The organism is Helicobacter aurati (genome assembly GCF_003364265.1).
GTDB classification, from domain to species: domain Bacteria; phylum Campylobacterota; class Campylobacteria; order Campylobacterales; family Helicobacteraceae; genus Helicobacter_A; species Helicobacter_A aurati.
The window spans coordinates 1-22,943 of record NZ_NXLW01000020.1; the positions used below are offsets into that span (position 1 = coordinate 1).

The window sequence follows — 22,943 nt, forward strand, 5'->3', positions numbered from 1 at the left end:
ACCCTTAACATTTGGTAATGCGGGCAATTGTAGTTCGTTATTAATATTTTTATGCTACAATAAAACAAATGAAAATAAAGGGCTTTATTTGGAATGGATACAATTAAGCGAGCATTTACAAAATAACGCAAAATTATACTATGGAATAGATAATTTCCCCCCGCCAGAAAATACGTGCACTTGGAAATTATTATTTCGAAATAGCGATGATGTAAATAGTTGCATGATTGAAAACGGGGATAATGTGGGCATATATATGATTACAGATTCACAAAATTACGATAACGTACCCGCATTAAATGAACACTTTAATAATACATTACTACAAATTTTAATTATGGATATAAGAGAAAAATTTATCTTTGGTAAGATAGATAAACACATCTATAAATTGCTACCTAATAATGTGCTAGAAACTGAAACGCATAATGTAGCACCAATCCGAGCTACAATCATCACTAAAGAAAATTTAGAAACCGAAATACATAAAAATAATTAAAGGTAAAAACATGGCTAAATATATTCAAGTCCCATTCGCACATGAAGGCGATAAGCTTGCATTTCCATTTAAACCAGATGGCAATTCTCCGATTGATTTTTTAAGAGGTTATAATAAATATTATGAATTACCACCTGACGCAGGCGGTGAGTGGATTAACAGAGAAAATTTTAACTATCTCTTAAATATGATAACCGATACCATTCAACAACTACAAAGGGCTACTACCCGTGATTTAGATTTTGATATTTTACAAAATGGCGGCTATAATGTGGGCGAGGGCTGTCTATTAAATTATAACACGTATTCAAGACAATTAATACAAACACCAACTACTTACAATAACACAGAATCAACATATATTCAAAAGATAAGGGTTATTTCACTTATCCCCAATAATACATTAAACCCATATTCAGAGAGCGCATTATTTGATACATGGCTAATTGATGACGGCAATCAAATAGGGTTCGCATATTTTGATTTTATGAATTTACCTGCACCACCTGGCTACATTAGAGTTAATGCAAGTGATATTCTTACGAAACAATTTAGCATGGTTGAATATAAAAGAATTAGAGAATTATTAAAGACTTCACAGATAGGCGATAAAGTTGGGATATTTGTAAAAGAATCAGACGATACGTTTTCACTTCAAGATATAAGGGGTTATCACCCACGTGTGTGGAGTAACGGCAGCGAGGTAGATTCTAATAGAAGTTTTAACGAACTACAATTGCCCGCATTACCAAATGTTAAGGGTAATTTTAAAATAGCAAATACACAAGGCGGCTTAGATTATCTTAATGGCATTTGTCAAGCTTGGTATAATAGAGGTTATCCTGGCGCAGGTGGTAAAGGCGGCAGTGGTTCTGGTGTTGAAATAAACCTAAGCGCAGGTAATCCTATATACAAAGATAATATTAACGACGTTATCCCCTACAATTTCAATATAAATATATTGGTTAAAATATAAGTATTCTTAGGATAACTCTAAACCTTAAACCTTAATGTCAATATTTAAATTAAAGTTAAAAGGCGTTACGTCGTTGTGATTATCTTTATAGATAGGATTACATAGTTTAGCATTAGTATTAATTAATGTATTCACGGTGTAACCACCAGCACCTAATCTATTGTTAGCTGCCGCTGTTACACTATTACAACCGCTAGCATAGGGCATTTCAGTGGCACGTATTCCACCAACCTGCCCTGTTATGTTTGGTAATGCGGGCAATATAACTATTTATCAAAGCACTAAAATCATTTAAATACTTGACAAATAAGTCTTTTTGTTGTTTATCTAAAGAACATATAACATTTTGTAATTGTAAGAAAGATTGAAGATTATTAAAATTTAATGTATAAATATCTTTAATATCTTTAATATCTTTATGAGTTCATATTTTATTAAGACAATAATACATTTCAGTATTTACCTCTTTAATATCTTGGGATAAAATACAATTTTTGCTACCATCATATAAACTAGTCTTATAAGTATTATTTGTTTTTTGCAAGTCAATAATCATTAATAATACATTAATTTTAGTGTCAGAGAAACAATCAGTGCAATTTATTAACTCGGCTAAATTATTACCTATTTTTTGCCTTAATATCTTGCTATCATTCCTAAAAGATATACCAGCGGCGCATATAATAAATGCGTATCGTTTAGCATTCAAAAGTGATTTCAAGATAAATATATCATCACAAATTCCAGACTTTTTATATTGAAATAGTTTTTTTATATTATCCTTATCATCTTGCGTTAATTCTTTAAATTTTAATGAAAATGGATAATTACACACTACTACATCATTGTCATTTGTGTCTTGATATGTAAAAAACGATTGATTGTAAATTTCGGCATTTGGGAAGTTTTCTTTTAATGTTTGGCAACTATCTTTCTGAATTTCAACAGCCTTTAAATTTTTAATATTTAGGTATTGACAAAGCTGTCCGCTACCTGCGCATATATCAATAACATTTAAAGGGATATCCCCGCAATACTCTTTAACTTTTTCAGCTAAAAATCGCCTTAAATTATCATTTGTGATAAATTCAGCGTATTTTTTCTTAGATTGTTTAATTTCTTGTAATTTTGAATATTCTTTCACTAGTAAATAACCTCCATATCATCATATTTTCTTACTTTATCAACTTTAATACTATATTCTTCAAGTATTGATTTTATTTGTTTTGCTTTGTATCCATAAAATCTAATAAGAATTTTATCCCCTTCTGGTGCAAATACATTACAGCAGTGATTGCTTAATACCTCTAATAATTGTTTTTGTTTATTGCTTGCTTTTTCTGATGAAAATTTCATAACCTAATCATTACTTTTGATATATGTAATTATATACTAATTAAACTTAAAATATACTTAAAATGTTTTTTTTTTAATTTAGATTTTATACTCTTAAGTAGAATAATCTCTGATTGTATTATTTGCTTGGTTGATTAATTCTATTTGTTGGTGTGTAGAATTCTTAGTATTAATTAAAGTGATTTTCTTATTTACACTTTTATTAAAAAGTCTTACGTATGCAAAAAAGTCTTTCAAAGTGTCTTGATTGTCTGATTGTATATTCAACCTTGCTAATTTTAATCCGAGCATAATAAAGGTTAGTTTTGTGGCGTTTCTTTTATCCTTTGTAAATTTTTGTATATGTGGATTGATTGCAATGTTGATTTTATAAAATTCCATTACATAATTAGCAATATCTTTAAAATCCCCATATTCTTTTTTTTTCTCTGAAAGCAATAACTCTATTATTTGTAAATCATACATGATTATTTCTTTTTTTCAAAATCACTACAAAAATCATTCGCACCTATTTCGTTGTATAATAATCTATTATTATATTTAAGATTGCTATTTTCCAAATATTCGCGTTCTTTTTCGTTTAATCTCGAATGATATAAACAAAAATCTTTTTTAGCTCTGTCAAGTCTATTTTCTAATATTCTCAAACTATTTAAATCATTTTCATTAAATCGCTTAATCAATACTTCGGGTGTTAATGCGTATGTATCATTATCATTAATATATTTTTCGCTTAGATTATTTAAAAGTTTTTCTATTGCTTCAGAGGCTTTAACCGCATTAATTGCCGCTTTGATTGTTTCGCACGAATTAATAGATAAATTTAATTCTTTTTTGTATTTACACATGAAATAATTAGCATAATCGTTTGACTTGCGATTTTCTTTTTCGATTTTCATTGTTTCTAAGTCATAGCTTGGATTTGAATAAAGATTATTTGATAGCATAAAAAACATTATCAATACACCAAATGCGAAATAAAATAATTGTTTCATATCAACCCTTCTTTTTCCATTCTCTTAATTAAAAGTTTATCTATTCTTTGTTTTAGACCATTAACTTTAATATCTTTTAGACTTTCATGAAATATACTAATGATTTCAAGATTATATAATGTATTATCTTTAGTTGCTGTTATATATAATCTTTTATTATCTTGGGATTCTACATTGATTATACATTCCTTGTCTTTTAGTATTGTCTTGTAAGTCATGTAAAAATCTTTAATAGGTATATTTTTTTTGTAGTTTGGCATATTTATTTTTTCTTATATTTATCATATTTGTTCTAACTTCGTGATACCGTGAACGTGAACCATATTTTTCAGTATTCAAAGCATCATCGAAATTCCAACCCGCATAAATCCTTTTTCTTAATATTTTATCATTAATACCTTTCTCTTCTAAAATATCTTTAATTAACTTGCCATTATAGGTTTCATTAATATTTATCTTTAAATTATATATTCTTTTAATACCAGTGCCATAAATTCTTTTTTTGCATTCATTTATTATTACCTTAGCTTTTTCTAAATCTTTTTTTTCTAAACAAATGCAAGAGCTTTTTGTAAAATCACAATAATACTCGTAAGTCTGTATTTTTTGTTTTTTCAAAGCATTATAAACTTTTTGTCTAAAAGCACTGCTAGTATTTCCTATCTTAGCAATTAAACTAATTGGGAAATAGTTATCTTTTGTAGTTACTATTATATGATTATACTTACTAACTCTTTTTTTTGTCTTACGCAGTGCCTTTTGTAATATCTTATCGCTTTTGTCTCTTAGCTTTTGTCTCTCAACTTCAGACATATTACTAATTCTTATCTCTGTTTCTATCCTATCTAAATACTCTTTTAAATCCGACATTAAAATATATCCTTACACAATGTTTAACTCTTCGTGAATAGCTGCGGCTAACTTTTTGCCTGCGTCATTATACCCCCACCTAGCTTTATAACCTCTTGTATCCAAATGAACGAATCCTTTAAAAATATTGCTTTCATTAACACTTAAAGCTATCCCAAAAGGTCGTTCATTATATGTTGATATAACGTGTCTATAAACGTCAGCGGTAGGAATATCTTTAATTATGAAATCTACTGCGTCCCCTTGAATATGCCTTGATTTAGGTGCGCCGCCAACTTTTTTATTATGAGTTGGACACCTATAACCACTATTAATTTTTAAAGGTTTATCAAAGTGTTCGCGTATCTCAACTAAGACATCAATTAGTTCATCGCTTGGCATGTTGGGAGGCAACTCACAATTTCCACATTTACATTTAAACTCATCAATTCTAAAATATTTATTTTCTTTCATGGTAAAAGACTCCTAAGTTTAATAAATTTATTATAGCTTTCTTTTACAAAGTTTAATATAAACATATCTTGAGATATGCAAGAGCGTGGAGATATATATTTTATATTGTAGTGTGTTGTATTTTTCAGTATCTCCACGCCTTTACATATCGAATAATAATAAAGGTTTAATAATAAATCTGTTTCATATCTAACATCTTTTATTAAAACATATTCTTTATTATTTAATATAAATTGTTTTTGTTTATATTCGCTTGCATTCATGAACTCGTAAAACTTTGCTATATCATTCATATTATTTTAAAATAGATTGGGATAAGATAAAGTTATCTATACACTTAAATACTTTGAATTTACTACATAATTTAATCCACATTATTAACTCCCAATGTCAAATCTAATAATTCTAATTCCTCTTTTGTTTCACAATTCCTAATTTTACTACAAAGAGTAAGATACTTCGCTTTTAAGATTAAAATATTCTTATTTGTTTTCTCTGATTTAGATAAAATTTTCTCAGCAAGCTCTTTTTTATCTTGGTTTCTCTCTAAGGCTAAAATATCAAGTAAAGGTGTATTAGCGTGGGGGTCTTTAATAAATAAGTTTGACTCACGCTCTTGCTCTTTAAATGTTTCTATCTCTTGATAACTAAAAAGCTTATTCTCTGTTGCAAGTGAATAATTCATTTCCAAGTCATTAAGTTTCTTTTTTTTAATAGAATCTATATCAGGACCCTTTATAATCCCATTTTCTACAATATCCCCAACCTCATTATACTCATCACAAGGGATAAGGTTTAATTCTTTTTCATCCCATTGACTTACTGCGCCTGGTGGATATACACATTTAACTTTTTCATTCTCAATTAATGCGTAATAAGTATTTGGTTTTGCCAATTTCATGATAAAATCCTTAATAGTTTTCTAGGTATTCTTTTAGTTTTTTGGCTTGTTCGCTTTTTCTTAATTTAATTAATGCGTTATTAAATATTATTTTGGCTTCAATTTCTGAAATTCTTAAATTATCACCTATCTCTTTAAAGCTCATAGGATGATTTACTAAAAATTCCCTATCATATAATGCTTTTATAATATCATTGATTTTTTTTGTATTTGATAGTTTCCTTCTTAAATAATCTTTTTCTACTTTTGAAAACGAATTATAGGAATCAATAAACGAACCTCTTTTTCTTCTCATGTAAAAACCTCATAATATATTATTGATATATTCCAAAGAACACATTAATAATATATAAATAGTTATCGACAACCTTACAATAACTACTTAATCGTATATTCAATAAACTACTAGTTTTAATTTATATGTAATGGTTTTTAAGCTTGGATACAAAGCTACCTTTGTAATTACATATATATAATTATACTATTTGTTATCTTAAATAATACTTAATTTATACTTTTTTAAATGATTTTCGCCTCTCTCGAGGCTTATCGTAAGGATCGTGAAATTCATATCGTCTAAAGAAAAAAAGGAGTATAAAATACGTAAGGTTAGAGTCATCGTAGGTGCAATAAACAATATCAAAGGAAAAATGAATACAAAATATTCTAAATCAAGGATTAGATTACTTAGTTAAGAAAAAATAACCTTGCACCTACGATAAAATTATATTATTTAATAACTTAAATTAATCTTAATTATTTTTATTTTCTGAGTTTTCTTGCTTATCTTGTTTTTTTTCGTTTTCTTTATCATGAACAATAACCACTTTATTACTCAAGATTTTTTTAATTATACCTGCGATAACTTCAGTATTATTTAATATAGATACCCATAAAAATGGGCTTATCGAACCTATGATTGTAAGGCATGAATCTCTATTAATTAATATTTCAGTATCTGGTAGTTTAAAACCATTTGCTGGGATTAGCCCACTAAATGAATGCGCTGTAAAACTACCTAGGATAAATATAACGGCAGTCTCCCCAAAGTTGAACCCCCACTTACCACTATTTTTAAATCCTCTTAGCTTTAAAGTTAAAAGACCCATCAGAGACCCAATACCCCCCAATATAAAACCACTATATAAAACTGATTCTATATATGAAACTAAATCATTCATGTAGAGTTACCTTTTTTTTTTTTTTTTTTTGCAACCAACCATATATAAATAAAGGTATTACAATAAAAGGAATGCTAAAAAATAATATAACCATTAAATTCGGTAATGATTGAGAATAAACGTTTCTGTTGTGTATTGTTTGTAAGATACAATTAATCTGTTCCTTTTGTATCTCAACTTGTCTTTTTGCATTCTTTAGGTTTTTGTCTTGTATCTGAAGTAAAACGTTATTGTCAAATCCTAAGCCTCTCTTATCGCTAAATACCTCATCAGATTCTATAATCTTTTTATTTCCCAAGCAATCTTTAATTTTTTGATTATGATTAGTTATTATCTTTGATAATATATAATGTTGTCCGAATGAATGTAGAATACAAAAAGTTATTATAATCCCAAATACCCAAAATATAAAATGCTTGATTGTATTGTTAGCTAAACTACATAATCTAATGTAACGTCTCATCTGATAATTTACCTCTTAGATAATTTTCTATTAATTTTATTGTAGATTCATATCCATAAGATACCACAGCTAAATATCCTTGATTGTTTAAATCTTTTAACCATTGCTCTTGTTCCTTGGTTAATCGACCTTTACTTATATTTAAATCCTTATCTTGATTTACTTTTAATTCAATGAATAACCCGTGATAACCACATCTTGCAACAGGTAGGAATATATCTGGGTAACCCTTTTTCATACCGCTTAATTTAGCATTGTAGCTAGCAAGTTTATTTTTAATAAATATACCATTAAGGCTAGAGTTTAAAAGTTTTAGCTCGGGGTATTTTTTTAAATTATATTCAGCCCAACTGAAAATAGATACTTGGAGCTTATGCTCTCTATTTTGTTTTTTCATATTGATATTATACAATAATTTTTTAAATATAGTTTTCGTTTATAAGTTTATTTAAATTTTCAGTTGATAGCCGATTATTTTGTGGAATGTTAAAATCTTGGTTATCGCTTAAATTATCTATATATACAGCTTCACCTAATGTTTCAGTCATGGCACTTTTTGATACCACATATTTAATCGCCTTAGCTTGGTACATTTCACTTAACCAATCACTATAAGCGGAATATTTACCATTCTTAACGCTATCACTACATTTAGATATTTTATTTAAAGTGTTGGAACTCACAAAATTAATATATGTTTCATTTAGCTTTGTATCCTTGATAATTACTATAACGCCCTTTAAATTGTTTTTAATCCATTCAGAATCTGATTCGTCTCTATTGTCAAAATCTGGGGCAAAATTTAAGACCTCATTGCCATTAACAATCTCAAGTGAATATTTATCACATTTAAATACTATGTAACTTTTTATTGCTAGTTTAGCTCTCTTAGCTAATTCTAACCACCCCTTATAACCTATCATGGTCTCCGCCTCTGTGATGTAAGAATTTGTTATCTTATCTTTCTTTTTGCGGGGGACTATATAAACCTTTCCTAATTGTTTAGATAGCGGCAATTTTAAGCTTGCAATATCTAAAGCACATTTAATAATGCTTTGTACACTACAAGTAATTAAGCTCGCATCCATAGCTATATTTAATAAATTAGCCTTGAATGAATCCGCCTTATCTTTATTGTTATCACACAATGACAATAACCTCGAACATATATCTTTATTTGATAGCAATTCGTTTATTTGTCTTTTTCTTTGTATTAAATCTCCCATAACCTAATCCTTATTTTAATTTATATAATTATATATAATTAAACTTAAAATATACTTAAAATGTGTAAAAAGTATAAAATTTGTATTATTTTTTATCTATCAAGTATCAATAAAATTTTTCATTTTTGATTTAAAATTATCAACTTCTTTTATCTGCTCTTTAATATCTTGCAATTCAAGCAATAATTCCAAAGACCTAACCATAGGCTTACTTATTTTGTTTTTTCTAGCCGCATTAGCAATCGATGACCTACTATAACCCAATATCTCGGATAATTCAACATATCCTACATTAAGCCTTTTGGAAACGATTTTGACTAAATTATCTTTGTTATTTTTCACTTTTATTTTCCTTTTGTCTTATGTTCCCAATGACCTCGAAATCATTAAACTTTAAATTATTTAAAACATCTCTTAGGTATCTTGTCTTATTTTCACCTTTTAAAATAAATCCATAATCAAATAATACTAAATACTCTATATTCTCAAATTTGACAATATCATTAACATAAATTTTATTTCCTATGTTATCTTTTATACCTGTCCATAAATCTAAATCATAGTCTACCTCTTTAACGCTTTTTAAATATTCTTTTGAGATAAAATCAACAAAATAAACTAAATTATCCCCGCCGCCATTAACCTCACTACCTACCAACATTGAATAAGAAAACTCTTTTTTATTCTTATTCCAAACTCTAAATTGTAAATTACTTAGTATCATATTTTATAATCCTCATAATTTGGTGTATAAATTTTCTCATATTGAGTTTCTTTAACCCATTTATTTATATTATTATCCCAATGACCTATCCTAGATTCAATCTCTTTTATTGTTTCGTATAGACAAGGCAAATAATCATATTTGATAACCTTAAATTCTGACGCTATAAATCCAAGCAAAAATTCCAAGCTAACAATACTTTTTAACCTGCCCATATAAATGAAATTAATGCAGTTGAATGGGAAATCATCAAAACTCTTTATAAAAACTTTTTCTATTTCATAGGCATTTAAAATAAAAATTGACATATCACATAATGCGTTAATTTTGTCATGATTGTTTGTTGCCCTTAGATATTCTGTTATTTCCTCCAAGATATTAGGGAGTAAACTTTCTCTTTGTTTTAACATATCAATATGCCTTTCATTACGCCACTTTTTTAATCTCTTATTTGCATTCGTGAAATCTACTAACATAACTTTACCTTTAATTATAAATAAGCTGGTGGTGGTAAATCTTTAATATATATAGGGTTATTAGTCTCATCTATTCCAAACACTTTATAAGGCTTATTATAAATATCTTTATTGTCTAGTATATGTAAAGCTTTGTTTATATCTATGCTGGCTCGATTCATCCACGCATCCGCAGTTAAATTATAACAAGCAACTTGTTTAGTAGATTTTTCTACACATACAAATAAAAAAGTTTCACAATGTAACAACTCTTTATATATAAAAGATTGTATATGATAGCCATAAGCTAAAACTGAATTAGTGAATGCTCTCTCTGAAATATCATTGCAAGTTTTTAAATCAATACATAAATTTATATTGTCTTGTTTAGGGATAAAACAATCAGCCTTGCATTTGAAATCCCTGTGAAATATTTGCCCGAACTCTATGTATTCATGTTTAGAATTGTTATCACTAAAAAACATGTTAAAAGGTGAATCTAACACAGCTTTAGCGCATTCAAACTCTTCACTTGTAACTATATAATCATTTGCATGCTCTGAATAAAAAGCTTCTTTAGCTTCTTTGTTTTTCTTTAATCTCAAATCCCCGAAGTCTTGTAATACAACTACTTTTTGATTTTCTTTAGTGTAAGATAAATCAGATTCTAAGACTAATTTATGAACTTTTTCTCCGAACTCAAAATTTGGACTTTTTGGTTCTTCAATGCCATTAAAGTAGTAGTATGGATTTTTAAGAATTAACTTAATTTTGCTTGCACTTAAAGCCTCGTGATTAAAATAATCTTGACTTGTCATAATCTAACCTTTATATTAAAATTGAAATAATTATACTTTATTTATACTTAACTTTTGCTTAAGTGTTTAATTGTATTCTTAATTTTATTTATTGAATTTTCATTCTTATTTAAATCATGTAGTTTATTGGCGTTATCTAAAGCTTCTTTAAGTAGAGTTAAATATTTTTCATTTTTGATTTCAGATTTAAATTTTTTACCTGTGTCTTCATTATAAAATTCTATAAAAACACTTGAATTATTATCCCCGTAGTTCCAACTATTTACCTTTAATAATTCATTGTTTATTAATAAAGTTTTTCCTATGTTATTATTTATAAAATCTATAATTAACTTTTTATCTGATAGTTTTTCTACATTATTTTTTTCATAATCTATTTTATTGTGTATTTCAGTAACATTGTTTTCTATTTGTTTAATTTCTTGGAATTCTTTAAATTTACACAAAAATCTAATTTCGTTTATTGTCTTGAGATATTTAGCGAAAATTATGTTTACCGAGGTGAATTGGTTTATTTCATTAATTACCTTTTTTAAAATATGGTATCTAAAATATTTATATTGTCTTGAAGATTCTGGCACACCTAAAATATTTTGTAATTTTAAAAAATCAATTCTGAAATCAGAAATGTTTTTACCTAGATTACTTGTTATATAACAATATAATTTAATTGAATATGCAAGCTTTAAATGAATTAACTCAGAATAAAAAATACTTGAAAAATTGTTTTCTTGCTTTGAAATATAAGGGTTAAAATCTTCATGAAATTTATAGATTATTGTCTGGTTTTCATATTCTATAAACTCAAAAAATTTAATTTCTTTTCTCTCATTTCCAATTACACTAAAGGCAACTTTATCTCTTAATTTTTTGATAATCGATTTTATTTGTTGATAAGAGAGAATATTTTCTATCTCAGATGAATTATAAAATTCCTCTCTATCTAAACAATAAACACTATTTTTATCATGACAAAAAACATTAATTTTTGACAGCATCATAAAAAAAAATTTGCACTCTTTATTGCTAATTTTATACTCTAAATTTGCGAAAAAATTTGACAATGTGATTTTGAAATTTTCTTTCATATTTTTAACCTTTAATTTTTTATTAAACTAAATACTTTAAAAAAGTAACTTGTTTTTAAAAATATATGTAAGTATATTATTAAATTTTTCACTTGTCAAGATAATTTTAAACTTTTTATTAAAATCTGTGGAATTTGGCTCATTCTCATTTTCACCACTCTAACTTTTGCGATATTTTAAAGGTCTAATGCGATAATTTAAAAATAATAATGCTAGATTTAAAAATTAAAATACTAAAAAAAAATTAACCCACGTATACATTATAAATAAATTAAAATTAAAATTAAAATGTTAAATATAACGCGCACGCGAGACGTGCGCTATTTTTTCTTTTTAATTCTCATTATTAGCTTACCAACAAAAATTCAATTTTTTGAGTTTTTTGTTTCGTTAGATTTTTAAGATTTTTTAGAAAATTTTGGGGGTTATTTTTTTTGTTTACTTTTGTGTGTTATAGTTTCAGTGTCTTTGTTATCAGAGATTAAATTTTAGTTTTAGCATAAGTGTATTGTTGTAAAGCTAAATTTTGCTGTTTTGTTCTTTTATCGAAGTCGAAACCGAAAGGTTCACTTTTGTATGTTGTTGATTGAATTTAAATCAAAGGTTAGTTTCAATGAATAAAATACAAAATAAAAAGAATTTATCTTTTTCAGTGATACTTTTACATTACACGCCTTTAAACGTGTGTGTAGGTGGAGTTAGGACATGTTGGGATAGCTTCGATAAAGCTTCAAATAAGGCTGATTTAGAGTTAATCGATAGAGTTGGGAATAAGTTTAAGCATAAATCGGTTTTAGAGCATTTAAGCTATTCATTTGAGATTAAAGGCATAAGTAGAGCGTGTTTGATTGAATTAACACGGCATAGAATGGCAAGTTATTCTGTCAAGAGCACAAGATACACACTGAAAGAGTTAAGACAACAAGATAGCTTTTTACCGATTGATAGCGTTAATTTTGATAGAGCTAGTAAGTGGGTAGTTTTTACACAAGACAACGAAACAAATAATGCAATTATTCATTCATTGGAGAAATTAAGGGAATTGCTAGTGAATGGTAAGGCTAACGATGTGGCTAAATATGCTTTACCTGAGGCTTATCGAACTAATCTTTATTTCACTATTAACGCACGTTCATTACAAAACTTTTTTGAATTACGCACCGATAAGAGAGCATTATTTGAGATTAGGAAGTTGGCATTAGCTATTTACTCCAATCTACCACATAGTCATAAGTATTTGTTTAAGGGTAGTGTGAAGTTTGATAAGACAAAAAAAGTAATGTAAAATTTGTATTTTAAGGATTATTTAAGTGTAATTGTAGTATTATTTTCTTATCAGAAGTCAAAGGTTAGATTAATGATAAGTGATACATTTTTACATAATGTTATAATTCCTTATGTTAATGAGTGGGTTACAGACTATATTAAATATTATCATAAGGGATATAATAGAGATTGCATATTATTAGATTTAGAAAACAAAAAAATAGTTATTTTGTTTCATGATAACTACAACAAATTTAATAGTGATTTTGTAGATGGTGTAAAATTATATGTAAATGACAGGATTAATGAAATGAAAAATAATTTTGTATTTAAGTCAAAAATAAATATATCTAGATTAGGTATTAAGATAATATTTATTAATTAAGGATTTTGATATGTCAGAGAAAATAAAAGTAAATAAATCTTTGATATATTTTTCACTTGTGAATAAAGATTGTGATTATAATAATTTTATATATTTCACTAAATACTATCAATTTGTTACAAATGGTAAAATTCTCTTATTGATAAGACAAGATAATCATGAATTGATTTCAGATATAGCAATAAATGCGGAGATGTTATCTTTTGCTTTGATTGGTAGAAAATTAGAATTTGAGTTTAATCGTTTGAACTCGAAATCAACCAGTGAATATATTATGATTGGCAGGTTTAAAGATTTTCAAGATGTAGTTTATAGATATGATTTAATTACAAAAAATAAAGTTTTAAATCTAAAAAATGTTATAGAAAACGATTTTAAGTTTTTATTTACTTATAATATTTGTAATTTATTAGATTATCAATTCACTAATATTATTTTGTTAGATAATATTTTATATCTATATGACAAAGAAAATAATCAGTATGTATTTGAGGATAAAATAAATACTAGTATTGATAATATAGATATTGAATTTAATAGCGAAATATTAAATCACTTATTCCGTGATAATGCATTTTTTTATTTTGACTATGAAAAGAATATTTCAAAGATAGTTCAGGAAAAAGACGATATCGAGTTATATGTAGCTTAATTAGAAAAAAAGGAGAAATAGCAATGAATAAGGTTATATTGTCAGGTAGATTAACTAAAGATGTTAATTTGAGATATATTAATACGGGAATGTCAGTGTGTGATTCTACTATCGCAGTAAATGAAAAAATTAAAAAACAAGATGGCGAGATAAAAGAGAATACGTGCTTTGTAGATATTTCAATCTTTGGGAATAGCGCAGAGATTTTAAGTAAATATTGTGGTAAGGGCAGTAAAATACTTATTGAGGGTAAATTAATGCAGTCAAGCTATGTCAATCAACAAGGAGTTAATATCACAAAAACTTACGTTCTTTGCGAAAAATTCGAATTTATAGATGTTAAAAATAGTGTGGCACAAAATTCTAATACGCAGGATTATTACGAAGCGCAGAAACAATATCAACAAAATAATACTATGAATATACAAAATCAACAAGATATTACTAATCAAGTGAATATCAATCAACAATCACAGCAACACACAATAAATAATAACAGCACAGCTAAACAAGTATTACAACAAATACATCAGAGGGGATTAAACAATAAACAACAGTCAACACAGACACAACAACAATATAACAACGTTAATATAAATCAACAAGAATACGAACAAGAGATACCTTTTTAACTAATGAGAATATTTATCACATCATTATTTTTATTTTTATCCTTAGGTTGCAGTAACAAGACTCAAGTTATCTATAAAGAAGTCAAGATACCTATTAAGTGTAATGTTGATAAGATTTCTAAGCCAGCTTATTCAGATAATTTAATACAAGATTTAAAGAATTTAGCAGTATATACCGAGCTACTAGAAAAAGATTTAAATTTTTGCATAGGTGATAATAATGACTAAAGGGCTAAGTGTAGCATGTATAATATTGTTGATTGGGCTTATAACTATGTTTAAATTGTTTGATAGTGTAAATAAAGAGCTTGCAAGCGAACAATATAAGAATAAACATTTAGAGGGGCTACTAGATAATCAAAATAAAGCGATTGAGAAACTAAAACTTGATTATAAGGTTTATCAAGAGAACAGGAATAAAGAGATAATTGTTACAAAGAATAAATATGATGTTTTAACCACGAAATACAGAGATAAAGTTATACATGTTGAGAGCAATGAATGCAAGGAACTTAAAAAAAAATATTTGATAAGCAAAGATATTCTAAGAGAATTTTACAATGAAAAAGACAAATGAAAAATTCTTAAATAAGAATGCTACACTAGCACTTGAGAGAGAATATAAAAGAGAATTAAAGAAACTACATAAAGAAATTTTTAATATTATTGAATATTGGGTTTTACCTTTATATAAAAAAGACAATTTAATAGCATTAGATTCTTTAACTGAAACGCTTGGTTATTTAGTTGGTGATATTGTAGAATCTAAAAGTATGAGCTATCTAGGGAATTTAACTATTCAAAATATATTTGACAATGAAGTTAGACTTATTGATTCGTATGGGAACGAAATAAAGACTACATTAAGCGATTTAGAAAGAGTTTCAAGCGATAGTCTCACATATTCAAAAAATGACAGTTTCACGGATAGACTTAATAAAGTAAAACATAACATTAACATAATCACAAATAAACGTGCTAAGATTATTACTAATAGACAAATAAGAAAAATGATTAATAGCTTGAATGTTGGCTTTAAAATGGCTTTTGGGATTAAGTTTAAAGATTTTGGATTTAATAAAGATATGAACGAAAAACTTAAACTTATGCAACAAAATAATATAAGTCTTATTAAATCTATCCCAAGCGAAATTTTAGAATCTTTAGACAGCATACTTTATAATTCAAGTGTAGGGGGAGATTTATCACAGATAAAAGAATCATTGCAAAGAATTAAGGGCATATCAAATAGACGTATAGAGACTATTGCAAGAGACCAAACTTCAAAAGGCTTAAATGCTATTTCAACAATCCGAGCTACACAGGCAGGTTTTGAATTTTATAAATGGGTAACGGCAGAGGATGAGAGAGTATCAAAGGAACATAAGCGTTTGAATGGTAAAATATTTAGATATGATACACCGGAGGCTATAATAGATACTTATGGGACAAAGGGACACCCCTCGCAACGTGTTAATTGTAGATGTATCGCAGCACCGATTTATCTTAATGCTAATCAAAAAGTAGAAAAAGTAGGGTTGGGGTATAAAATAGTTGAGATATAAAATTTATACTAAAATTTTTAAAAAGTGTAAAATTTAAGCTTATTTTAAGAAAAACTACATTATACTTACATCATAAATTAAAAGTAAGGATTAGATTATGAAAAAGATTAGTTTTGAGAAAGCAAGAGTTGCAATGCAACAAGGCATAGGTTTATATGTTGAGGATGAAGATTATAAACAACTTAACGATTATATATATTGTAAAAATCGTTTTGTAAGGCACACAATAGACGGCATGACTATAAGAGATTTTTTAAATAAACATGATATACAAATATCTTATAAAACTGTTATGAGTAGAATTTATGCGGGTTGGGACGCAAAAGACGCCTGCTTAACGCCTAGATGTGAGCCTAATCCAATGTATGAATCAACAACAAAACGAACCGCGATGATGCACGGCACTAAAAGAGGAATTATAAAACAAGGGCACAAAAAAGAAAGTGCAATTACAAGTAGTGGCGATATGTATTCAATGAAAAATATAGCGCATTTTCACACAAAAGAAACAGGATTTGAAGAGCATAGGGACAGCGATAATGATTTGTAGCGGAGATATTATAAAGTTAGGTAGGCATACCATTATATGCGCGGATTCTACTGATATACAAACTTATAAAAAATTATTGCAAGACACTAAGGTCGATTTAGTTTTAACAAGCCCGCCATATAACGCAGGAATTCTAGCACCTAAATTGCTTGCAAAAAGTAAAATTTTAGATAATGGATTATATTTAAATAAATATCAAGACAATTTAACAAAGCAAGACTATTATAATTTTTGTATTAATACATTAAATAATATTAGTCATTTTGTAAAAAAAAACATACGATACTTTGGAATGTTTCATACAATAAAAAATCAAGAGACGATTATGGTAATATAATCTTTTCTAAAGATAATGTCTTTAAAGTCCAAGATACTATTATATGGGATAAATGTATATCATTGCCATTTCATAAACCAACTATCTTAAGTAGACGTTGCGAATTTATCTTTGCTATGAGTAAAACTACAAAACAATATCTAACAAATTTTAAAGACGGGTATAAAAACTACATACAAGTTAGTAGTTTTGGAACCCAAAATCGCAAGCATAACTCTTGCTTTCCATTAGAATTATGTAATAAATTATTTAATATGTATTTATCAGAAAAAAGTATTGTATTAGATACATTCATAGGAAGCGGGACAACGTTAATAGCATCCGAATTAAATAACCATGTATGTTTTGGCATAGAAAAAGAGCCAGAATATATAGAATTAACAATTAAACGTTATAATGATTTGATAAATAATTATTCTTTGAGAAACAACAATGAGCGAACTCTATTCGATACCTTATGAACACATAATGACTAAATACCAGACAGGTTTATATAGTGTTGAAGAGCTAGCAAAAGAATATAACGTTCGTAAAAGTGCTATCAATAATTATATAAAAAAACATAATGTAAAGATTATCACCGAAGCACATAATGCAATATCAGATTTTAAGAGAGGTTTCTCTGAAGTATCTAAAATCGCTAATGATGATAATTTACAAATAGTGAACCCGACTTTACTTGTTGATGAAATATTCGATATTGTCAAAAAACAAAATCCCAAGTTCGCAAATGATTTTAATGTTATCTTTGAAAAAGTAGTTAAAGCAAGTAGTAAGATTTTGGACGGTGATGTAGATTCAAAAGATATTAAAAATATCACGAGTGCATTTAGGGATATGAACGATGTTCTCCAAGTGATACCTAAACCCCCAGCCATAGCACAGCAAATAAATATTAACAAAGAGCAAAGAAAAAATAACCACGAGCATAAGCCTTTTAATGTTATGTTGGAAATCGTAGAATGCAATGAACATAAGGATAAGTAGCAAGTTTAAAGATTTATTTAATGGTAAATTATCACTATATAGGATACTATGCTTTTATGGCGGACGTGGTGGCGGTAAAACTGAAGCGATTTCGGATTACGCGCTACTACAATGTATAACAAAATCTAACATTAATTTTTACTGTGCTAGGAATATAAAAGAATCAAAAGACAATTCACTGGTAAATGTTTTTAACACGAAAATTAAACAATATAATTTAAGTGAATTGATATATAGCAAAAGTAGCAATAAAATAAGTTTTAGTAATGGTAGTAATATTATCTTTGTAGGTGTTAGTAAAATCACTGTTGATAATATCCGAAGTGTTTATAATGCAAATTACTTTTGGTTTGAAGAGTGTCATAAGATAGAAAACGAAGTGATGGAAGTGTTAATTCCAAGCGTAAGAGTTAGAGAATTTGAGAATTTTACAAAAGATATTAAAGCACAGATAATACTTACTTTTAACCCGCAAAACAAAACAGATTATGTTTATTCTCAATATGTATTAAATCGGTGTAATAACGATTATTTTAAAACAATCAAGATTAATTATAAAGACAATCCATTTTTTCCCCGTGAAATGGAACTAGACAGGATACAAGATTTAAATACTAAACCTAGACATGTTTACAGACATATATGGGAAGGCGATACAAAGCAAGAGCAAGCTACCTTAATCGATATTACAAAAATAGGAATGTATGACAATGCTATAAAATACAATTACAAAAGAATTTATATAACTATGGATACAGCTTATAATAAAACTACATATTCAGATTATTCTGTGATAGCTTTATTTGGGATGTTAGATAATGAATTACATATTTTAAGAATCATGCGAGGTAAGTGGGAGTTTGGAGAGTTAAGTGAAAACTTAAAATATATGTATAATTATTGCATAGAGACTTATAAGAGAAGTGTAAATGTGATTATTATAGAGGAAAAATCAAGCGGTATTTCTCTTATCCAAGAGTTGAGAAAACTAACAAATTTTAACATTAAATCAGTGAAACCAAATACTGACAAAGTTGCTAGATTACATAAAGTTTTACACTTGATTAATATTCTTAGAATACCATTACAAAAAGATAGCTTAAATTCATGGGTAGATATAACCTTAAATGAATTATCAGAGTTTAGGGGGGATATGAAACACGAACACGACGACATAGTAGATTGTATAGTGTATGGACTTGACTATTATAATAATTACAATTCAAAACCAAATTACGCAGCTTTGTCAAAAAAACTATTTAATTATTAAAATTATGCTATAATAAATACATGAAAACATTCGATTATTTGTTGCAACATATAGATAAACTTATACATCGCAAAAAAGAATTAAATTACACGCCTCTAGTCTATCATGAACAGACTAGTAAAGTGTTTGATTCTTGGATTAATCAAGTTGCGAATATAGGAAGTAATAATGCTTTAATGCAATATAACGAATTTATACTTAAGAGACTTGATTATAGACAATGTGCAGCAATGTCCTTAGACACTTTAATTAATAAAAGTATAATGGCTTTATCCTATGATATGGTTTCACATGGCTACGATTTAATAATTGAATGTGATAACAAAGATTTAGCGATAGATATTAAAAGTAAGTTGAATGAACGCATTAAATATTATGACTTAGACAATGTTATACAAAATCTAATAGTAACGTCTCTTAGGTTTGGCGGCGCATTGCTTTATATTGATATTAATTCAAGATACGAATTACCAATAAGCAACGATTTCGAATGTGCGAGCTTAAACCAATTAAGCGGCTTTTGTGTGGTAGAGCCAGACAACGTAAGCGCGAGTAGAGTTAATACTAACATGCCAATATATAAAAATTATATGAACCCCAGCGAGTGGTTTATAGGTGGTGTTGGTGCAGTTAATTCTACACGTCTTTTACCTTTGGTTTTCTTTGAGATACCTAGCTTAATCAAACCATTATTTAATTATCTAGGCATTTCACTAACTCAATTAATGCAAGATTATACACAAAACGCCGAGACAATACGTAATGCTTTATCTGAATTAATGTTGAGATTTAAAACTGATTATATTAAAACTACTAGTGAAAATATTTCAAGCGAAGAGTATCTAGGTAGGATAAAGTATAATAATGCTACTAAGAATAATTTTAGTACATTGCTATTAAGTGAAAACGAAGAGCTACAAACATTAACAACGTCGGTTGCGGGCTTAGATAATATTACGAGCCAGTGCTATGAATTAGTAGTAGCGGCGAGCGGTATCCCAGCTACACGTTTAATGGGTATTAGCCCGAGAGGTTTTAATGCAACAGGTGAATCTGATTTAATACATTATTACGAACTTATATCACAATACCAATCAAAGGTTAAACCTCTTATGATTGAGTGTATTAAAAAGATTTTAGCCTTTGATTTAAAAATCTTTGATAAAATAACGATAGATATTAGATTTAATGCTATTGGTTATCGCACAGAAAAAGACAAGATAGAGGCTTATAATCTTAAGGCAGATTATTTCTCTAAGCTTACACAAAGCGGTATAATATCAGAATCAGAGGCAGGTAAAGCTATACAAGAGAACGATTTGGACTTAATAAATGTTGATTTTGATAATAAAGACTATGGAATAAATTATGAATAATATTTTTTCAATATCAGAAAATCGTTATATAGATTCCAATGAATTTTTATATATCAAAGATAACGCTATAATGAAGAGCGGCGTGTTTGAATATGTAGGTAATGAAATAGGTTTAAATGATGATAAGATTTATAAAGTGTATCGCCCAAAAGATGAGCTAGAAAAAGTTTATAAGTCTTTTGCAAATAAGCCGATTACTTTGGAACATGAATGGATAAGTATAAAAGACAACCCAGACAGGGTAGTAGGAAATATTGGTAGTAATATTACCTTTGATAAAGATAGCGGTTGTATCATAGCGGACTTATTGACAATCACAAATAAAGACGCTATACAAGATATAATGAACGGCATTCGAGATAAGTTATCGGCAGGCTTTACTCAAGATTTAATAAAAGAGGATGGTACTCATGAAGGAATAGATTATCAATATAAGCAAGTGGTTACAGAGATTAATCACTTGGCATTATGTAAAATTCCAAGAGATAGTAGCTTAATAGTCCATGATAGCAAAAATAAATATAGGGAGGCTTTTAAAATGGGATATAAAAACTTATTAAATTCCTTTAATAGTTTTATGAAAATTAAAGGTATTCATGCGAAAGATTCTATACCTGACGAGGTAATAGAAAAAGTCAAAGAGGCTTTAGAGATTGTAAAAAAAAGCGATTCTGATTTCGAGGGTGGTCATGATGAGAAAATCTTAAAAGTTTTGGAAATATCAGAGAATATACCTTTTGATTTCCAAGATATAGAAACCAATATTGACAAGCAAGTAGAATTTAAAAAGCTTAAAGAATTAAAAGATGATGATATTGAATCGGCTTATGAGATATTGAGAAATATCGCTTATAATCCAACTCAAGATTCAGAAACTGAAAACACAGAAGACAAAACACAAGACGATAATGTTAATCAAGACTTAGAGAGCATAATTAGGTCTGTGATAAGCGAAGAACTTAAAAAAGTGCTTGGTGCTAAAGACTCAGAAGAGCAAGACAAAGAAACCAAAGATTCAGAATGTAAAGATAATGAAACCGAAACTTCAGAAGAAACAAAAGACAATATAGATATTGAAGCTATCAAAGAAGAGATAACTGAAGAGATAAAAGAGCAACTAGAAAAAGACGAGAGCGAATTTATCGAGGCTTATGACAGCGTAAGTAATATAGTTGGCAAATTTAGCCCTTATAATTCCAAAGGCAAGCGTAAAAGCGTGAATGAGATTTACGATTACGGGTTAAAAATGTTATCCTTGCAAAATGGCATTAATGTAGGTAAAGTCAAAGATTCTAAAAGTGCATTTATAGCTTGCTATAAAACACTTGAAAAAACACAAGATAAGATAATGGACAGTAAAAAAGTGAATAACGAAATTAAAACAGATTACGTTATCCCTGGTGAAATAATTAAAGCGAGGAGCTAAATATGAGCAGTATTATAGGTAATGCGCCAGCAGGTGCAAATGGTTACTTTGTAAGAGGATATGAATTACTAGATACTGATTACATTGTAAGCGACAGTGTGGATAATACAAGTCCTGTTGCAATAGGAACTTTTGCTTGCAAGTCAAATAATCCTAATGAATGTGTGGGGCAGAAGGGCGATGGTGAAGTAATTGGATTTATCCCATTTCAAGGATATAAATATAACTTATGTAAAAATGGAAATAGCTTTGAAGCGGGGGATAAAGTGCAAATTGATATAAGCAATTTAGCTATATATGGAATGAATATACAAGACGGCGTTACTTGCAATAAAGACGATTTTATAGGAATTACTAAATCGGATGGGTCATTGGTATTTAATGCTAATAAAGCGCAAGTTTCAAGTGATACAGTCAAATTCACGGGCTACAAAGTCATACAATCAAATAGCGGTAAAGAACCCGGGTTAATCTACATTAAAAGGGCTTAAT

General features: G+C 27.9%; 34 protein-coding genes. 16 read left to right on the top strand and 18 right to left on the bottom strand.

What is annotated here, in order from left to right:
• The coding region (locus tag CQA66_RS08185; RefSeq protein ID WP_220271759.1) for a hypothetical protein at positions 1–499 on the top strand (499 nt) is incomplete at its 5' end.
• 10 nt (positions 500–509) lie between these two features.
• Complete coding sequence (locus CQA66_RS08190) at positions 510–1,475, top strand: hypothetical protein (RefSeq protein WP_115582597.1); 966 nt, start codon at positions 510–512, stop codon at positions 1,473–1,475.
• A 24-nt stretch (positions 1,476–1,499) separates the two neighbouring features.
• On the opposite strand, the gene CQA66_RS08195 is transcribed toward CQA66_RS08190, so the two are convergent.
• From CQA66_RS08195 to CQA66_RS08290, 18 genes are all read right to left on the bottom strand, one after another.
• Positions 1,500–1,736, bottom strand: coding sequence for a hypothetical protein (locus tag CQA66_RS08195; RefSeq protein ID WP_115582598.1), 237 nt, complete (start codon positions 1,734–1,736; stop codon positions 1,500–1,502).
• 163 nt (positions 1,737–1,899) lie between these two features.
• On the bottom strand, positions 1,900–2,619 hold the full coding sequence (locus tag CQA66_RS08200; RefSeq protein WP_115582599.1) for an N-6 DNA methylase: 720 nt from the start codon (positions 2,617–2,619) through the stop codon (positions 1,900–1,902).
• On the bottom strand, positions 2,619–2,831 hold the full coding sequence (locus tag CQA66_RS08205; protein WP_115582600.1) for a hypothetical protein: 213 nt from the start codon (positions 2,829–2,831) through the stop codon (positions 2,619–2,621). Before CQA66_RS08205 ends, CQA66_RS08200 begins: the two co-directional genes overlap by 1 nt.
• A 93-nt stretch (positions 2,832–2,924) precedes the next feature.
• Complete coding sequence (locus tag CQA66_RS08210; RefSeq protein ID WP_115582601.1) at positions 2,925–3,296, bottom strand: hypothetical protein; 372 nt, start codon at positions 3,294–3,296, stop codon at positions 2,925–2,927.
• A gap of 2 nt (positions 3,297–3,298) precedes the next feature.
• Positions 3,299–3,826 (bottom strand): hypothetical protein, encoded by a 528-nt coding sequence (locus CQA66_RS08215; protein WP_115582602.1) that lies wholly within the window; start codon positions 3,824–3,826, stop codon positions 3,299–3,301.
• A 228-nt stretch (positions 3,827–4,054) separates the two neighbouring features.
• Positions 4,055–4,696 carry a hypothetical protein gene (locus tag CQA66_RS08225; RefSeq protein WP_115582604.1) on the bottom strand — a complete coding sequence of 214 codons (642 nt, stop codon included), beginning with the start codon at positions 4,694–4,696 and terminating at the stop codon, positions 4,055–4,057.
• A gap of 12 nt (positions 4,697–4,708) precedes the next feature.
• Positions 4,709–5,149 carry a D-Ala-D-Ala carboxypeptidase family metallohydrolase gene (locus tag CQA66_RS08230; protein ID WP_115582605.1) on the bottom strand — a complete coding sequence of 147 codons (441 nt, stop codon included), beginning with the start codon at positions 5,147–5,149 and terminating at the stop codon, positions 4,709–4,711.
• A 364-nt stretch (positions 5,150–5,513) separates the two neighbouring features.
• A complete protein-coding gene (locus CQA66_RS08240; protein WP_115582607.1) occupies positions 5,514–6,050 on the bottom strand; it encodes a hypothetical protein in 537 nt (178 codons plus the stop codon).
• Positions 6,051–6,060: 10 nt separating this feature from the next.
• Positions 6,061–6,345: a sigma-70 family RNA polymerase sigma factor gene (locus CQA66_RS08245; RefSeq protein WP_115582608.1), complete on the bottom strand. Its 285-nt coding sequence runs from the start codon at positions 6,343–6,345 to the stop codon at positions 6,061–6,063.
• A gap of 457 nt (positions 6,346–6,802) precedes the next feature.
• The gene (locus CQA66_RS08250) at positions 6,803–7,231 is read right to left on the bottom strand and encodes a hypothetical protein (protein ID WP_115582609.1); all 429 of its coding nucleotides are present in this window, start codon (positions 7,229–7,231) and stop codon (positions 6,803–6,805) included.
• Entirely contained in the window at positions 7,224–7,529 is a 306-nt protein-coding gene (locus CQA66_RS09330; RefSeq protein WP_181882260.1) for a hypothetical protein, read from the bottom strand. Before CQA66_RS09330 ends, CQA66_RS08250 begins: the two co-directional genes overlap by 8 nt.
• A 148-nt stretch (positions 7,530–7,677) precedes the next feature.
• Positions 7,678–8,091 (bottom strand): VRR-NUC domain-containing protein, encoded by a 414-nt coding sequence (locus CQA66_RS08260; RefSeq protein ID WP_115582611.1) that lies wholly within the window; start codon positions 8,089–8,091, stop codon positions 7,678–7,680.
• Between the two features lie 22 nt (positions 8,092–8,113).
• Positions 8,114–8,920, bottom strand: coding sequence for a recombinase RecT (locus tag CQA66_RS08265; RefSeq protein ID WP_115582612.1), 807 nt, complete (start codon positions 8,918–8,920; stop codon positions 8,114–8,116).
• 99 nt (positions 8,921–9,019) lie between these two features.
• Positions 9,020–9,262, bottom strand: coding sequence for a transcriptional regulator (locus tag CQA66_RS08270; protein ID WP_115582613.1), 243 nt, complete (start codon positions 9,260–9,262; stop codon positions 9,020–9,022).
• Entirely contained in the window at positions 9,252–9,644 is a 393-nt protein-coding gene (locus CQA66_RS08275) for a YopX family protein (RefSeq protein ID WP_115582614.1), read from the bottom strand. Before CQA66_RS08275 ends, CQA66_RS08270 begins: the two co-directional genes overlap by 11 nt.
• Positions 9,641–10,120 (bottom strand): hypothetical protein, encoded by a 480-nt coding sequence (locus CQA66_RS08280; RefSeq protein ID WP_115582615.1) that lies wholly within the window; start codon positions 10,118–10,120, stop codon positions 9,641–9,643. The genes CQA66_RS08275 and CQA66_RS08280 overlap by 4 nt, the downstream gene beginning before the upstream one ends.
• Before the next feature lie 14 nt (positions 10,121–10,134).
• Complete coding sequence (locus CQA66_RS08285; RefSeq protein WP_115582616.1) at positions 10,135–10,917, bottom strand: PD-(D/E)XK nuclease-like domain-containing protein; 783 nt, start codon at positions 10,915–10,917, stop codon at positions 10,135–10,137.
• A gap of 47 nt (positions 10,918–10,964) precedes the next feature.
• Complete coding sequence (locus tag CQA66_RS08290; RefSeq protein ID WP_115582617.1) at positions 10,965–12,005, bottom strand: replication initiation protein; 1,041 nt, start codon at positions 12,003–12,005, stop codon at positions 10,965–10,967.
• Positions 12,006–12,618: 613 nt separating this feature from the next.
• Here CQA66_RS08290 and thyX point away from each other — a divergent pair.
• The 14 genes from thyX (at position 12,619) to CQA66_RS08360 (ending at position 22,942) form a co-directional block, all read left to right on the top strand.
• Entirely contained in the window at positions 12,619–13,290 is a 672-nt protein-coding gene (gene thyX, locus CQA66_RS08295; protein WP_115582618.1) for an FAD-dependent thymidylate synthase, read from the top strand.
• Positions 13,291–13,362: 72 nt separating this feature from the next.
• Positions 13,363–13,656, top strand: a complete 294-nt coding sequence (locus tag CQA66_RS08300) for a hypothetical protein (RefSeq protein WP_115582619.1) — start codon at positions 13,363–13,365, stop codon at positions 13,654–13,656.
• Between the two features lie 10 nt (positions 13,657–13,666).
• The gene (locus tag CQA66_RS08305; protein ID WP_115582620.1) at positions 13,667–14,308 is read left to right on the top strand and encodes a protein-tyrosine phosphatase family protein; all 642 of its coding nucleotides are present in this window, start codon (positions 13,667–13,669) and stop codon (positions 14,306–14,308) included.
• A 23-nt stretch (positions 14,309–14,331) separates the two neighbouring features.
• The gene (locus CQA66_RS08310; protein ID WP_115582621.1) at positions 14,332–14,940 is read left to right on the top strand and encodes a single-stranded DNA-binding protein; all 609 of its coding nucleotides are present in this window, start codon (positions 14,332–14,334) and stop codon (positions 14,938–14,940) included.
• Between the two features lie 220 nt (positions 14,941–15,160).
• Positions 15,161–15,517 carry a hypothetical protein gene (locus CQA66_RS08315; protein WP_115582622.1) on the top strand — a complete coding sequence of 119 codons (357 nt, stop codon included), beginning with the start codon at positions 15,161–15,163 and terminating at the stop codon, positions 15,515–15,517.
• Entirely contained in the window at positions 15,501–16,505 is a 1,005-nt protein-coding gene (locus CQA66_RS08320) for a phage head morphogenesis protein (RefSeq protein WP_115582623.1), read from the top strand. Before CQA66_RS08315 ends, CQA66_RS08320 begins: the two co-directional genes overlap by 17 nt.
• A 97-nt stretch (positions 16,506–16,602) precedes the next feature.
• Complete coding sequence (locus CQA66_RS08325; protein WP_115582624.1) at positions 16,603–17,055, top strand: hypothetical protein; 453 nt, start codon at positions 16,603–16,605, stop codon at positions 17,053–17,055.
• Positions 17,045–17,392 carry a site-specific DNA-methyltransferase gene (locus tag CQA66_RS08330; RefSeq protein WP_115582625.1) on the top strand — a complete coding sequence of 116 codons (348 nt, stop codon included), beginning with the start codon at positions 17,045–17,047 and terminating at the stop codon, positions 17,390–17,392. The genes CQA66_RS08325 and CQA66_RS08330 overlap by 11 nt, the downstream gene beginning before the upstream one ends.
• Complete coding sequence (locus tag CQA66_RS09700) at positions 17,338–17,853, top strand: DNA methyltransferase (protein WP_115582626.1); 516 nt, start codon at positions 17,338–17,340, stop codon at positions 17,851–17,853. Before CQA66_RS08330 ends, CQA66_RS09700 begins: the two co-directional genes overlap by 55 nt.
• Positions 17,825–18,379, top strand: a complete 555-nt coding sequence (locus tag CQA66_RS08340) for a hypothetical protein (RefSeq protein WP_147289224.1) — start codon at positions 17,825–17,827, stop codon at positions 18,377–18,379. The genes CQA66_RS09700 and CQA66_RS08340 overlap by 29 nt, the downstream gene beginning before the upstream one ends.
• Positions 18,360–19,649: a PBSX family phage terminase large subunit gene (locus CQA66_RS08345; protein ID WP_115582628.1), complete on the top strand. Its 1,290-nt coding sequence runs from the start codon at positions 18,360–18,362 to the stop codon at positions 19,647–19,649. Before CQA66_RS08340 ends, CQA66_RS08345 begins: the two co-directional genes overlap by 20 nt.
• A 20-nt stretch (positions 19,650–19,669) precedes the next feature.
• Positions 19,670–21,025 (top strand): anti-CBASS protein Acb1 family protein, encoded by a 1,356-nt coding sequence (locus CQA66_RS08350; RefSeq protein ID WP_115582629.1) that lies wholly within the window; start codon positions 19,670–19,672, stop codon positions 21,023–21,025.
• Positions 21,018–22,451 (top strand): DUF2213 domain-containing protein, encoded by a 1,434-nt coding sequence (locus tag CQA66_RS08355; protein ID WP_115582630.1) that lies wholly within the window; start codon positions 21,018–21,020, stop codon positions 22,449–22,451. The genes CQA66_RS08350 and CQA66_RS08355 overlap by 8 nt, the downstream gene beginning before the upstream one ends.
• A 2-nt stretch (positions 22,452–22,453) precedes the next feature.
• Positions 22,454–22,942, top strand: a complete 489-nt coding sequence (locus tag CQA66_RS08360) for a hypothetical protein (RefSeq protein ID WP_115582631.1) — start codon at positions 22,454–22,456, stop codon at positions 22,940–22,942.
• Position 22,943: the final 1 nt, after the last annotated feature.

Excerpts from the sequence above, each read along its gene's own strand:
- CQA66_RS08290 (WP_115582617.1), bottom strand. The coding sequence starts at position 12,005 with ATGAAAGAAAATTTCAAAATCACATTGTCAAATTTTTTCGCAAATTTA.
- thyX (WP_115582618.1), top strand. The coding sequence starts at position 12,619 with ATGAATAAAATACAAAATAAAAAGAATTTATCTTTTTCAGTGATACTT.
- CQA66_RS08300 (WP_115582619.1), top strand. The coding sequence starts at position 13,363 with ATGATAAGTGATACATTTTTACATAATGTTATAATTCCTTATGTTAAT.
- CQA66_RS08315 (WP_115582622.1), top strand. The coding sequence starts at position 15,161 with ATGACTAAAGGGCTAAGTGTAGCATGTATAATATTGTTGATTGGGCTT.
- CQA66_RS08355 (WP_115582630.1), top strand. The coding sequence starts at position 21,018 with ATGAATAATATTTTTTCAATATCAGAAAATCGTTATATAGATTCCAAT.
- CQA66_RS08210 (WP_115582601.1), bottom strand. The coding sequence starts at position 3,296 with ATGTATGATTTACAAATAATAGAGTTATTGCTTTCAGAGAAAAAAAAA.
- CQA66_RS08230 (WP_115582605.1), bottom strand. The coding sequence starts at position 5,149 with ATGAAAGAAAATAAATATTTTAGAATTGATGAGTTTAAATGTAAATGT.
- CQA66_RS08350 (WP_115582629.1), top strand. The coding sequence starts at position 19,670 with ATGAAAACATTCGATTATTTGTTGCAACATATAGATAAACTTATACAT.
- CQA66_RS08275 (WP_115582614.1), bottom strand. The coding sequence starts at position 9,644 with ATGATACTAAGTAATTTACAATTTAGAGTTTGGAATAAGAATAAAAAA.
- CQA66_RS08285 (WP_115582616.1), bottom strand. The coding sequence starts at position 10,917 with ATGACAAGTCAAGATTATTTTAATCACGAGGCTTTAAGTGCAAGCAAA.
- CQA66_RS08320 (WP_115582623.1), top strand. The coding sequence starts at position 15,501 with ATGAAAAAGACAAATGAAAAATTCTTAAATAAGAATGCTACACTAGCA.
- CQA66_RS08260 (WP_115582611.1), bottom strand. The coding sequence starts at position 8,091 with ATGAAAAAACAAAATAGAGAGCATAAGCTCCAAGTATCTATTTTCAGT.
- CQA66_RS08265 (WP_115582612.1), bottom strand. The coding sequence starts at position 8,920 with ATGGGAGATTTAATACAAAGAAAAAGACAAATAAACGAATTGCTATCA.
- CQA66_RS08340 (WP_147289224.1), top strand. The coding sequence starts at position 17,825 with ATGAGCGAACTCTATTCGATACCTTATGAACACATAATGACTAAATAC.
- CQA66_RS08360 (WP_115582631.1), top strand. The coding sequence starts at position 22,454 with ATGAGCAGTATTATAGGTAATGCGCCAGCAGGTGCAAATGGTTACTTT.
- CQA66_RS08205 (WP_115582600.1), bottom strand. The coding sequence starts at position 2,831 with ATGAAATTTTCATCAGAAAAAGCAAGCAATAAACAAAAACAATTATTA.
- CQA66_RS08240 (WP_115582607.1), bottom strand. The coding sequence starts at position 6,050 with ATGAAATTGGCAAAACCAAATACTTATTACGCATTAATTGAGAATGAA.
- CQA66_RS08250 (WP_115582609.1), bottom strand. The coding sequence starts at position 7,231 with ATGAATGATTTAGTTTCATATATAGAATCAGTTTTATATAGTGGTTTT.
- CQA66_RS08330 (WP_115582625.1), top strand. The coding sequence starts at position 17,045 with ATGATTTGTAGCGGAGATATTATAAAGTTAGGTAGGCATACCATTATA.
- CQA66_RS08225 (WP_115582604.1), bottom strand. The coding sequence starts at position 4,696 with ATGTCGGATTTAAAAGAGTATTTAGATAGGATAGAAACAGAGATAAGA.
- CQA66_RS08190 (WP_115582597.1), top strand. The coding sequence starts at position 510 with ATGGCTAAATATATTCAAGTCCCATTCGCACATGAAGGCGATAAGCTT.
- CQA66_RS08215 (WP_115582602.1), bottom strand. The coding sequence starts at position 3,826 with ATGAAACAATTATTTTATTTCGCATTTGGTGTATTGATAATGTTTTTT.
- CQA66_RS08280 (WP_115582615.1), bottom strand. The coding sequence starts at position 10,120 with ATGTTAGTAGATTTCACGAATGCAAATAAGAGATTAAAAAAGTGGCGT.
- CQA66_RS08325 (WP_115582624.1), top strand. The coding sequence starts at position 16,603 with ATGAAAAAGATTAGTTTTGAGAAAGCAAGAGTTGCAATGCAACAAGGC.
- CQA66_RS08245 (WP_115582608.1), bottom strand. The coding sequence starts at position 6,345 with ATGAGAAGAAAAAGAGGTTCGTTTATTGATTCCTATAATTCGTTTTCA.
- CQA66_RS08345 (WP_115582628.1), top strand. The coding sequence starts at position 18,360 with ATGAACATAAGGATAAGTAGCAAGTTTAAAGATTTATTTAATGGTAAA.
- CQA66_RS08305 (WP_115582620.1), top strand. The coding sequence starts at position 13,667 with ATGTCAGAGAAAATAAAAGTAAATAAATCTTTGATATATTTTTCACTT.
- CQA66_RS08310 (WP_115582621.1), top strand. The coding sequence starts at position 14,332 with ATGAATAAGGTTATATTGTCAGGTAGATTAACTAAAGATGTTAATTTG.